We start from the raw sequence: 12,050 nt of genomic DNA, 5'->3' as shown, positions 1-12,050 counted from the left end.
TTCCATGTCCGTAGCGCCCGACAGCGCAACGACCAACGCCGACAAGAGGGTTGCCCCGATGTCCTCCTGCTGCCACACCGACGCCGACGCCGCGCCCGCCGCGCCCCACCCCCTCGACCCGCTGACCGCCGACGAGATATCCGCCGCCCGCCGCATCCTCACGGAGGACGGCAGGGTCACCGACACGACCCGCTTCCCCCTCGTCCTGCTCGACGAGCCCGACAGGCACACCGCCGACGCCCATCGCGACGGCGACCCCGTGGTGCGCCGGCTGCGCGTGACCCTGCTGGACTCGGCCACCGGCGCCGCCGCCGAGGCACTGGTCGACGTCACGGCGGGCGTCGTCGTCGCCCACCGCGCGCTCGACACCGCGGAGGAGGGCCAGCCCCCGGTCACCTTCGAGGAGTACGAGATCGTCGAGCAGGTCGTCAAGGCCGACCCCGGCTGGCGCAAGGCCATGGCCGAACGCGGCGTCACCGACCTCGACCTCGCCGTCGCCGCCCCCCTCGGAGCGGGACCGCTGCGCTTCGAGGACCGGCCCGGCGCCCGCCTCATGCGCTCCCTGACCTGGCTGCGCTGCAACGCCTCCGACAGCCCGTGGGCGCACCCGGTGGCCGGGCTCGTCGCCGACGTCGACGTCATCGAGCGGAAGGTCGTCCGCCTGATCGACACCGGTGCCGTGCCGATCCCGCCCGAATGCGGCCGCTACGAGGCCGAGTTCAACGGCCCGGCCCGCACCGACCTGCGACCGCTGGAGATCACCCAGCCCGAGGGGCCGTCCTTCGCCCTCAGCGGCCGGCTGATGACCTGGCAGAAGTGGCGCTTCCGCATCGACTTCAACGGCCGCGAGGGCCTGGTCCTGCACCAGATCGGCTACGAGGACGGCGACCGCGTCCGCCCCGTCCTGCACCGCGCCTCACTCGCCGAGATGGCCGTCGCCTACGCCGAGCCCGGCGACGACCGCAACTGGGTCGCCTTCCTCGACGCGGGCGAGTACTCGCTCGGCCGCAACGCCAACGCCCTGAAGCTCGGCTGCGACTGCCTCGGCGAGATCACCTACCTCGACGCCGTCCTCTCCGACGACCTCGGCAACCCCGAGACGCTGCCCAACGCCATCTGCATCCACGAGGAGGACTACGGCCTCCTGTGGAAGCACACCGACATCTTCAACGACATGGCCGCCGACAGCCGTCGCGCGCGCCGCCTCGTCGTCTCCTACATCGCCACCGTCGGCAACTACGACTACGGCTTCTACTGGTACTTCCACCAGGACGGCACGATCGGCTTCGAGGCCAAGTCCACCGGCATCGTGCAGACCTCCGCCGTCGAGCCCGGCACCGCCGACGCGGTCGGCACGGAGGTCGCGCCCGGCCTGCTCGCCCCGTTCCACCAGCACCTGTTCTGCGTACGGCTGGACGCCGCCGTCGACGGCCACGCCAACACCGTGGAGGAGGTGGACGTCGTCCCCGTCCCGAGCGGGCCGGACAACCCCAACGGCAACGTCTTCACCACCCGGGTGACCCCCCTCGCCGACAGTGCCGCGGGCGGCCGTCTCGCCGACCCGCTGGCGGGCCGCCGCTGGCGGATCACCAACCCCGGTTCCCTCAACCGCATGGGCAAGCCCGTGGCGTACACGCTCGTGCCGCAGCCCGGCCCGGTCGTCCTCGCCCAGCCCGACTCGGCGGTCGCCCGGCGCATGGCCTACGGCACCAAGCACGTGTGGGTCACCCGCCACCGTCCCGAGCGGCGCTTCCCCGCGGGCGACTACCCCAACCAGAACGCGGGCGGCGCCGGACTGCCCCGCTGGACCGCGGCGGGCGAGTCGCTGGAGGACACCGAGCTGACCGTCTGGCACACCTTCGGGCCCACCCACCTGCCGCGGCTGGAGGAGTGGCCGGTCATGCCCGTCGACCACAGCGGCTTCACGCTCAAGCCCACCGGCTTCTTCGACCGCAACCCTGCGCTCGACCTCCCCAAGGAGACCCCGCGCGGCGAGGGCCACTGCCACACCGCCTGACGCGAACCCGCGCCCCGGCCCCGCGGTCCGTGCGGACCGCGGGGCCGGGGCGCACCGCTCAGGAGCGGTGCGCAGGGACGTTCTCGTGGACCCGCTTCGGGTCGGTCTCGGCGACCGGCTCCAGGATCTCCTCGATCCGCGCCATCAGCTCCTTCTCCAGGACGACGCCCGCCGCCTTGGCGTTCTCCGCGACCTGCTCGGGACGGGACGCGCCGACGATGGCCGCCGAGACGTTGGAGTTCTGCAGCACCCACGCCACCGCCAGCTGGGCCAGGGACAGCCCGGCCTCCGCGGCGAGCGGCTGGAGCTGCTGGACGGCGTCGAGCACCTCGTCGCTCATCCACCGCGAGATCATGCCCGCGCCACCCTTGTCGTCGGTGGCACGCGAGCCCGCCGGGGGCTCCTGCCCCCGCCGGTACTTGCCGGTCAGCACACCCTGCGCGATCGGCGAGAAGACGACCTGGCCCATGCCCAGTTCCTCGCAGGTCGGGACGACCTCGCCCTCGATGATCCGCCACAGGGCGTTGTACTGCGGCTGGTTCGACACCAGCGGGATGCGCAGCTCCCGCGCCATGGTGTGGGCGCGCCGGATCTGCTCCGCCGGCCACTCCGAGACGCCGATGTAGAGGGCCTTGCCCGAGTGGACGACGTCGGCGAACGCCTCCATCGTCTCCTCGAGCGGGGTGTCCACGTCGTAGCGGTGCGCCTGGTACAGGTCCACGTAGTCGGTCTGCAGGCGGCGCAGCGAGCCGGCGATCGACTCCATGATGTGCTTGCGCGACAGCCCGCGGTCATTGCGGCCCGGACCGGTCGGCCAGAAGACCTTGGTGAAGATCTCGATGCCCTCGCGGCGCTCGCCCTTCAGCGCCTCACCGAGGACGGACTCGGCACGCGTGCCCGCGTAGACGTCGGCGGTGTCGAAGCTGGTGATGCCGACGTCCAGTGCCGCGCGCACGCACGCCGTGGCGGCGTCCGCCTCCACCTGCGAGCCGTGGGTGAGCCAGTTGCCGTACGCGATCTCGCTGATGACCAGGCCGCTACGGCCGAGATGGCGGTATTCCATGGGAGCGAAGCCTCCGGTGGCGTGTCCGTGGGTGCCGGCCGGCCGGGTGCTGGCGCACCGGGGCCCGCCGGGGGCGCGGCGCCCGGTCGGGCGTCGGCCGCGGGAAAGATGGCAGGGGCAAATACATCTGATCATTACATGTCTCCGTACCGGCGCGGGGGCCGGTACCCCGGTCGCCCGCGCCGGACCCGGATCCCGGTCGCCGGCCGCCCCGGCCGCGACCGGCCTCAGCGGAAGTCCGGGGTCCACAGGCGCACCGTGGCGAAGGCGGCGCCGGGGCGGGTCCGTGCGTACACGGGGGTCCCGTCGGCGTCGAGGAACTCGACCGTCGGGCCGCCCCCGCCACGGGGCCCGGTCGCCTGCGACCTGGCCCGGATACGCGTCCCCGTCGGCTGGTTGGTGTAGGCGCTCACCCCGCTCGCCCCGTCCACCTGCCGGTACCTTCGGGACGCGACGTCCAGCCGGTACACCCCGTAGGTGTCGGTGAACCACAGCGACCCCGGGTCGCCGTACACCGGCTGCAGATCACGGCCCTCGCCCTCGAAGCCCACGGCGCTGTGCTCCGTCAGCGTCGTCGCCGTGCCCCGGCCCGACACCGCGTAGCGCACCAGCCGCGCGGCGCCGATCGCCCACAGCGCCCCGTGCTCCGGGTCGTACAGCACCCCGCGCGCCCTCGGCAGCGGCACGGTGCGGAACGGCGCGGTCTGCTCCGCGTCCGCGTACAGCCGCAGCCGGCCGGGCGCCCCGGAGGCCACCACGATCACCCCGCCCGGGATGCGCTCGATGGCGTGCGGGCTGTCGGCCGGGGTCACCGTCTGCCACACGATGGCCCCGGTGTCCTCGCGCACCATCGCCGCCCGGCCGCCGGACGCGGCCACGAGCACGACCCGCCCGTACGCCTGCGTCCTGCGCAGCCGCACGTCCGACAGGTGCTGCCAGCTCGTGCCGGCCCCGCCCGGCGCGCTCCAGCGCCAGGTCACGGCCCCGGGCCGCGACCAGTCCTGGGCGTCGGGGTCGAAGACCAGGACGCCGTTGCAGGACTGGTCGGCGGTGGCGATGGGATGGCTCTTCCGCGCGGCGTGCCGCGTCATGTCGTGCCCCCGTATGTCGTTGACGTGCCAACGAATATTCGGAGGATAGCGACGCCGGGTGCTGCCACGATGGGCCGCGTGACCGTACCGCGACCGAACGTCCACGCTTCGCCCGTATGGGAGATCGCCCCGCTCGCCGTTGACGACCCCGTGTCGAGGGACCTGCTGTGGCGGTACTACGACGACATCGTCAGCCGCTACTACGGCAGGCCGATGACCCCGCGCGAGATCGACGACCTGCTCACCGAGCACACCAGTGACGACCTCGCCGGCCCCCACGGGCACTTCCTCGTCGGCCGCCACGACGGCGAGCCGGCCGGCTGTGCGGGCGTCCGCCTCCTGGCCCCCGGTGTCGCCGAGCTGCGCCGCGTGTGGGTCGTCCCCGGTGCCCGCCGCACCGGCGGCGCCGCACTCCTGGTCACCGCCGCCGAACGCGCGGCCCGCGAACGACTGGGCGCCGCCGTGATCCGCCTCGACACCCGGGCCGACCTGGTCGAGGCACGGGCCCTGTACGCGAAACTGGGCTACCACGAGGTCCCCGACTACAACGGCGAACGCTACGCCGACCACTGGTTCGAGAAGCGTCTGGGCCGGGACTCCGGCGCGGCATAGGCCCAGGCTCGCGGCCGGGCGGCCGGGCTCCGCAATAATGCACCGGTAGTCCAGCCAGAAAGCAGGTCGCACATCGTGACGACAACGGTCTCGGTCGAGCGCAGGATCGCCGAGGAACTCGGCGTACGGGAAGGTCAGGTCACATCGGCGGTCGAGCTGCTCGACGGCGGCGCGACTGTGCCGTTCGTGGCCCGGTACCGCAAGGAGGCGACGGACGGCCTCGACGACGCCCAGCTGCGGACGCTGGAGGAGCGCCTGCGCTACCTGCGCGAACTGGACGAGCGGCGGGCCGCCATCCTGGAGTCCATCGACTCCCAGGGCAAGCTCGACGACGCCCTGAAGGCGCAGATCCTCGCCGCGGACTCCAAGGCCCGCCTCGAGGACATCTACCTGCCCTACAAGCCCAAGCGGCGCACCAAGGCGCAGATCGCCCGCGAGGCCGGCCTGGAGCCGCTCGCCGACCGCCTCCTCGGCGACCCGTCCCTGGAACCGCAGGCCGAGGCCGCCGGGTTCGTCGACGCCGACAAGGGCGTCGCCGACGCCGCGGCGGCGCTGGAGGGCGCCCGCGCGATCCTCACCGAGCGGTGGTCCGAGGACGCCGACCTCGTCGGGGGACTGCGCACCCGGATGTGGGAGCGGGGCCGGCTGGTCGCCAAGGTGCGCGAGGGCAAGGAGGAGGCGGGCGCGAAGTTCGCGGACTACTTCGACTTCGCCGAGCCGTACACCAAGCTCCCCTCGCACCGTGTGCTCGCCATGCTGCGCGGTGAGAAGGAGGAGGTCCTCGACCTCACCATGGAGCCCGAGGAGCCGGTCGCGGAGGGCCCCTCCAGCTTCGAGCGCACGATCGCCCACCACTTCGGCGTCGCCGACCGCGGCCGCCCCGCCGACAAGTGGCTCGCCGACAGCGTCCGCTGGGCCTGGCGCACCCGCTTCCTCGTCCGGCTCGGCCTCGACCTGCGCGTCCAGCTGCGCCAGGACGCCGAGGACGAGGCGGTCCGGGTCTTCGCCGCCAACCTGCGCGACCTGCTGCTCGCCGCCCCCGCCGGCACGCGCGCCACCATGGGCCTGGACCCGGGCTTCCGCACCGGCGTCAAGGTGGCCGTGGTCGACGCCACGGGCAAGGTCGTCGCCACCGACACGATCTACCCGCACGTGCCGCGCAACCAGTGGGACGCCTCCATCGCGTCGCTCGCCCGGCTCGCCGCCGCCCACAAGGTCGACCTGGTCGCCATCGGCAACGGAACCGCCTCCCGCGAGACCGACAAGCTCGCCGCGGACCTCATCAAGCGGCACCCGGAACTGAAGCTGACCAAGGCCGTGGTGTCCGAGGCGGGCGCCTCGGTCTACTCCGCCTCCGCCTACGCCTCCGCCGAGCTCCCCGAGCTCGACGTGTCGCTGCGCGGCGCCGTCTCCATCGCCCGCCGTCTCCAGGACCCGCTCGCCGAACTCGTCAAGATCGACCCCAAGTCGATCGGCGTCGGCCAGTACCAGCACGACCTGTCCGAGGTGAAACTCTCGCGCTCCCTCGACGCGGTCGTCGAGGACTGCGTGAACGGCGTCGGCGTCGACGTCAACACCGCCTCCGTGCCGCTGTTGCGCCGCGTCTCCGGCATCACCGAGGGCCTGGCCGCCAACATCGTCGCCCACCGCGACGCCAACGGCCCGTTCCGCCGGCGCACCGCCCTGAAGGACGTGGCCCGGCTCGGCCCCAAGGCGTACGAGCAGTGCGCCGGATTCCTGCGGATCCCCGACGGCGACGACCCGCTGGACGCCTCCAGCGTGCACCCCGAGTCCTACCCCGTCGTACGGCGCATGAGCACGGCGGCGGGCACCGACATCAGGGCGCTCATCGGCAACACCACGGTGCTGCGCGGGCTGACGCCGCGGGAGTTCGTCGACGACACCTTCGGTCTGCCGACGGTCACCGACATCCTCTCCGAACTGGAGAAGCCCGGACGCGACCCGCGGCCCGCCTTCAAGACCGCCGCCTTCAAGGAGGGTGTCGAGGAACTCAAGGACCTCAGGCCCGGCATGGTCCTGGAGGGTGTCGTCACCAATGTCGCGGCCTTCGGCGCCTTCGTGGACATCGGCGTCCACCAGGACGGGCTCGTGCACGTCTCGGCGATGTCCAGGAACTTCGTGAGCGACCCGCGCGAGGTGGCCAAGCCCGGCGACATCGTCCGCGTCAAGGTGCTCGACGTCGACATCCCGCGCAAGCGCATCTCCCTCACCCTCCGTCTGGAGGACGAGGCGAGCGCGCCCAAGGGCAACGCCGCCGGTGGACGTCCCGAGCGCGGCGCCCGCCCCGACCGGCCCGACCGCCGCGGCGGCAACCCGCCCCGCCAGTCCCGCGGCGGCGACCGCGACCCTCCGGCCCCCGGCGGCGCCATGGCCGACGCCCTGCGCCGCGCCGGGCTCGACAAGGGCCTCGGCGGAGGCAACAACGGCCGCCGCGGCTGATCCCACCGCCTGAGGCCCCGAGGCGCGCTCTCCCCGGCGGACCGGGGGAGCGCGCCTCGGGGTGTTCTCAGCGGCAGACCGTTCCCTCGGGCGGGAGCACGCCGCTCAGCAGGTAGCGGTCGACCGCGGCGTCGACGCACGCGCTTCCGGGCTGCAGGTAGGCGGTGTGCCCGTCGCCGTCCCAGGTCAGCAGCCGGGCCGAAGGGAGCTGCCGGGTGAGTGCCCGCGCCCAGGCGTACGGAGTGGCCGGGTCGCGCAGGGTGCCGACGACCAGGATCGGCGCCGTGGCAGGGACCGTGACGGCGCGCGCGGGCCGGGACGGGCCGACGGGCCAGTGGGCGCAGGTGCTGAGCAGCCCGGTGTAGTACGCCCCGAACTGCGGCGAGGCACGGAGGAAGGCGGGGAGCAGCGCCTCGGCCTGCGCGGGGGTGAACACGGGCCCGAGCGCCGCACTCAGACAGCTGACGGCCGTGAACCCCACATCGGCGACGGCCTCCTCCTCCGGGGCGGAGAGCCTTTGGAGCGCGGCGGTGCCGCCGGCGGCGGACACCACCTCGCCCAGGGCCAGGCGCAGTTCCTCCCACGCGGGCTGCTTGAGCCCCGACACGACGGTGACGAGCAGGTCGTCCCCCGTGACGGTGACGTCCTTGCCCTCCTGCCGCGGGCTCCGGTCGAGGCGGGCGACCAGGGCGTCCAGGATGCGGCCCGCCTCCTCGACGGAGTGGCCGACCGGGCAGTCGGGGCGGCGCGCGCAGTCGGCGGCGAAGGCCTCCCAGGCCACCTGGTAGCCGTGTGCGGGGTCCAGGAAGCGGTGGTAGCCGTCGATCGTGGGGTCCACGGCGCCGTCGAGGACCATGCGGCCGACCCGGGAGGGGAAGAGACCGGCGTAGAGGGTGCCCAGGTAGGTGCCGTAGGAGAAGCCGAAGTAGTGCAGGCGCTCGTCCCCGACGAGGGCCCGCATCAGGTCCATGTCGCGGGCCACGTCCGGAGTGCCGATGTGCGGCAGCAGCCACCCGGCGTGCCGCCGGCACGCGTCGGCGGTCTCCTCGCGGGCCTCGTCCAGGGCTTCGAAGTCCGGCTTCCCGTCGGTGAGCGGATGGGCCCCGGTGAGGGTCGCCCGAGCCTCGGTGCCGCAGTCCAACGGGGTGCTGGCGCCGACGCCACGCGGGTCGACGGCGACCAGGTCGTAGGCGGCGCGTACCGAGGGCGGGAACTCTTCGGCGAAGGCCTGCAAGCCGCCGATGGCGGAGTCACCGGGCCCGCCGGGGTTGTACAGCAGCGAGCCGATGAGGTGCGCCCCGCTCCCCGTGGACGTCAGGCGGGTGGCGGCCAGGGTGATGTCGCCCGCTTCGGGGTGTTCGTAGTCCAGCGGCGCCTTGAACGTCGTGCACTGGAAGGACGGCTCGTCCTCGCACGGTCTCCAGGCGAGCCGCTGCGCGTAGTAGCGGGCCAGTCGCGGCGGCACGGCCTCGGTGTGCACGGAGCCGGCCGGCGCCAGGCGGGTCGCGGGTGACGCCCCGCCGCGGAGGGAGGAGCACGCGGTCGCCAGGAGGGCGCACGCGCCCAGCACCGCGACGGCGCGGCGTCGTCCCTTCCCGCGTACGTGGCCCGTGTGCCGGACAGCGTCCATCGCTCAGCCTTTCTGGTGCCCTGGTGCCCTGGTGCCCTGGTGTTGGCGCGCGTCAGCCGCAGACGGTGCCGTCGGGTGGGAGCCGGCCGTGCAGGAAGTAGTCGTCGACGGCCGCGTCGACGCAGGCGCTGCCGCGCTGGTAGGCGGTGTGTCCGTCGCCGTCCCAGGTCAGGAGCCGCCCGGAGGAGAGCTGGGCGGCCAGTGCCCGGGCCTGGTCGTAGGGGGTGGCGGGGTCGCGGGTGGTGCCGACGACGAGGATCGGCGGGGCGCCGCGGGCGCTGATCCGGTGCGGGACCTGCGTGGGCCGCGTCGGCCAGTGGGCGCACATGGGGAGGAACCCGGCGTAGTAGGCGCCGAACTGGGGGGCCGCGCGGCGGAACTCGGGCACGGCCGCGAGCGTCTGCGCGGCGGTCGACCGCGGTCCCAGCGCGGAGCTCAGGCAGTTGATCGCGGCGAGGGACTGCTCATCCGGCCCTCCGTCGTCCTCCGTGCCGGGCAGCGGTCGCCAGGTGGCGGGGTCGCCCGCCGCCACCTCGCGCAGCAGGTTGCGCAGTGCGCCCCAGGCCGGAGCCGCGAGGGCCGAGGTGACCGCGGTGAGCAGATCGTCGCCGGTGGGGGAGACGCCGTGGCCGTCCCCACTTCCGGAGGCCTCGTCGAGTTCCGTCACCAGGTCGTCCAGGATGCGGCCCGCCTCCTGGACCGAGTGGCCGACCGGGCAACCGGGGCGGGTGACGCAGTCGGCGGCGAAGGCCTCCCAGGCCACCTGGTAGCCGCGTGCCATGCCGAGGGTGGCGCGGTAGGCGCCCATGTCCGGGTCGATGGCGCCGTCGAGGACCATGCGGCCGACGCGGGAGGGGAAGAGCTCCGCATAGGTGGCCCCCAGGTAACTGCCGTAGGAGTAGCCGAGGAAGCCCAGCCGGTCGTCGCCGAGCAGGGCCCGTACGACGTCCATGTCCCGTGCGGCGTCGGGGGTGCCGACATGGGGCAGGAGCCGGCCCGCGCGACGTGCGCACGCGTCGGCGACCAGAGCGAGGCCCGGCTCGGGGTCCCCGGCCGCGGCCCCGGGGACCGGCGCGCCCGTCCCGCAGTCGACCGGAGCGCTGCGGCCCACGCCCCGGGGGTCGACGCCGACCAGGTCGTACGCGGCGCGCATCGCGGGGGAGAAGCCGTCGGCGAAGGACAGCACATCGTCGACCGCCGACACGCCGGGCCCGCCGGGGTTGAGCAGCAGCGAGCCGATGCGGGCCGCGCGCGGACCGGTGGCCCTGTGGCGGACGACCGCCAGCCGGATGTCGCCCGCCTGCGGGTGGGCGTAGTCCAGGGGCACCGTCACCGTGGTGCACTGGAACGACGCCCCTTCCCGGCAGGGCCGCCAGTCGAGCCTCTGCCGGTAGTAGCGGGACACGTCCGGCGGTGCGGCCGAGGTCGCTGCCGAGGCCGCCGACGCCGCCGCCGATGCGGCCGAGGCGGCCGAGGCGGCCGGAGTGGCCGGGGCGGCCGCGGACGCGGACCGCTTCGCGCCCGCCGTCCGGTGCGGGCGCTGGGGCGAACAGGCGGTCAGCACCAGGCAGGCGCTCAGCAGCCCGCCCGCGATGCGCCTGCCCCGGCCGGACAGGGGACGCGTGGCCTGCACGGCGGCCACCGCCCGTCAGACGCAGACGGTGCCGGCGGGCGGAAGCTGACCCTGCGTCAGATAGCTGTCGACGGCGCCCTCGACGCAGGTGCTGCCCTGGTGGTAGGCGGTGTGCCCGTCGCCGTCCCAGGTGAGGAGCCGTCCGGAGGAGAGCTGCCGGGCGAGCGCCTGTGCCCACGGGTACGGGGTGGCCGGGTCGCGGAGGGTACCCACGACCAGGATCGGTGCGGCGCCGGCCGCGGTGATCCGGTGCGCCGGCTGGTTCGGGCGGACGGGCCACTGGGTGCACATCGGCAGGGTCCCGGCGTAGTACTCGCCGAACTGCGGTGCGTCGCGGCGGAATTCGGGCAGCGCCGCCTGCGCCTGCGCGACGGTCGACCACGTGCCCAGCGTGGAGCTCAGGCACGACACCGCGTAGTACGACTGGTCGCCCGGATCGGTTTCCTCGTCCACGCCGAGGAGCGCCTGTATGGCCGTGGTGTCGCCGGCCCGCACTCCCTCCAGCGCTGCGCGCAGCGCCTCCCAGGCCGGGGCCCGCAGCCCGAGGACGACCGCGCCGAGGAGGGAGTCCCCCGTGACGGTGATGTCCTTGCCCTGCCGGAGGGGGGTGCGGTCCAGCGTGGCCACCAGGGTGTCGAGGATGCGGCCGGCCTCCTGGACCGAGCGGCCCACGGGACAGTCGGGCCGGGTGGCGCACTCCGCGGCGAAGGACTTCCAGGCGACCTCGTACCCCCGGGCCTGGCCGATGGTGAAGTCGTAGCCGTCCAGGGCGGGGTCGACGGCGCCGTCGAGGACCATGCGGCCCACGTGGGAGGGGAAGAGCTCGGCGTAGGTGGCGCCCAGGTAGGAGCCGTACGAGAAGCCCAGGTAGTGGAGCCGCTGGTCGCCCAGCACGGCGCGTACGACGTCCATGTCGCGGGCGGCGTCCACGGTGCCCACGTGCGGCAGCAACCGCCCCGCGTGCCGGCCGCATTCGGCCGCGACCTCCGCGTAGCCCGCGGCCGAGGCGTCGATGTCCGCCCTGCGCGCGCCGGGGTCCGGGGCGGCCACGGGGGTGTCCGTGGCGCAGTCCACCAGGGTGCTGGCCCCGACACCTCGCGGGTCGACCGCCACCAGGTCGTACGCGGCGCGCACCGCGGGGGAGAAGGAGTCCACGTTGCCGAGCAGGTAGGCGATCGCGGACGAGCCCGGTCCGCCGGGGTTCATCTGCAGCGAGCCGACGCGTGCGGCGCCGTTCCCGGTGGCCCTCTGGCGTATCGCGGCCAGGGTGATGTCGCCTCCCTCGGGGTGGTCGTAGTCCAGTGGCACCGTGATGGTGGCGCACTGGAACGACGGCACCGCGGCGCAGGCCTTCCAGCCCGGTTCCTGCCCGTAGTAGCGGGCCAGGTCCGCCGGTGCGGCGGTGGCGGCGCCCCCGGCGGGTGCCCAGGCGGGCGTCTGCCGGACGTCGCCCGCCGCGCACGCGGTGAGCAGCAGCCCGCAGCTGCCGAGCACGGCGATGAAGCCGTGGAGCCTGCGTCGGGGTGCGTTCATGGCCACGCCTT

8 protein-coding genes are annotated in these 12,050 nt (G+C 74.1%); 3 read left to right on the top strand and 5 right to left on the bottom strand.

Annotation, left to right across the window (positions count from 1 at the left end):
• Nucleotides 1-58 precede the first annotated feature (58 nt).
• Entirely contained in the window at nt 59-2,017 is a 1,959-nt protein-coding gene (locus OG937_08200) for a primary-amine oxidase (GenBank protein ID WUD71674.1), read from the top strand.
• 58 nt (nt 2,018-2,075) lie between these two features.
• On the opposite strand, the gene OG937_08195 is transcribed toward OG937_08200, so the two are convergent.
• Together OG937_08195 and OG937_08190 are read right to left on the bottom strand one after the other, a co-directional pair.
• The gene (locus OG937_08195; GenBank protein WUD71673.1) at nt 2,076-3,080 is read right to left on the bottom strand and encodes an aldo/keto reductase family protein; all 1,005 of its coding nucleotides are present in this window, start codon (nt 3,078-3,080) and stop codon (nt 2,076-2,078) included.
• A 227-nt stretch (nt 3,081-3,307) separates the two neighbouring features.
• The gene (locus OG937_08190; protein WUD71672.1) at nt 3,308-4,171 is read right to left on the bottom strand and encodes a DUF6528 family protein; all 864 of its coding nucleotides are present in this window, start codon (nt 4,169-4,171) and stop codon (nt 3,308-3,310) included.
• Between the two features lie 69 nt (nt 4,172-4,240).
• Between OG937_08190 and OG937_08185 the strand changes: the two genes are divergently transcribed.
• A complete protein-coding gene (locus tag OG937_08185; GenBank protein WUD71671.1) occupies nt 4,241-4,783 on the top strand; it encodes a GNAT family N-acetyltransferase in 543 nt (180 codons plus the stop codon).
• 75 nt (nt 4,784-4,858) lie between these two features.
• The gene (locus OG937_08180) at nt 4,859-7,243 is read left to right on the top strand and encodes an RNA-binding transcriptional accessory protein (protein WUD71670.1); all 2,385 of its coding nucleotides are present in this window, start codon (nt 4,859-4,861) and stop codon (nt 7,241-7,243) included.
• Nucleotides 7,244-7,310: 67 nt separating this feature from the next.
• Here OG937_08180 and OG937_08175 read toward each other — a convergent pair whose 3' ends face one another.
• From OG937_08175 to OG937_08165, 3 genes are read right to left on the bottom strand one after another with little or no spacing between them, the layout of a single operon-like run.
• Entirely contained in the window at nt 7,311-8,873 is a 1,563-nt protein-coding gene (locus tag OG937_08175; GenBank protein ID WUD71669.1) for an alpha/beta hydrolase, read from the bottom strand.
• Nucleotides 8,874-8,925: 52 nt separating this feature from the next.
• Nucleotides 8,926-10,506: an alpha/beta hydrolase gene (locus tag OG937_08170; GenBank protein ID WUD71668.1), complete on the bottom strand. Its 1,581-nt coding sequence runs from the start codon at nt 10,504-10,506 to the stop codon at nt 8,926-8,928.
• Nucleotides 10,507-10,521: 15 nt separating this feature from the next.
• Nucleotides 10,522-12,039 carry an alpha/beta hydrolase gene (locus tag OG937_08165; protein WUD71667.1) on the bottom strand — a complete coding sequence of 506 codons (1,518 nt, stop codon included), beginning with the start codon at nt 12,037-12,039 and terminating at the stop codon, nt 10,522-10,524.
• Nucleotides 12,040-12,050 lie beyond the last annotated feature (11 nt).

Origin of the sequence: Streptomyces sp. NBC_00510 (assembly GCA_036013505.1) — a bacterium.
Classification (GTDB): Bacteria; Actinomycetota; Actinomycetes; order Streptomycetales; family Streptomycetaceae; genus Actinacidiphila.
The sequence above is the reverse complement of the archived record's forward strand: the minus strand, read 5'-3'. Positions and strand labels throughout refer to the sequence as shown.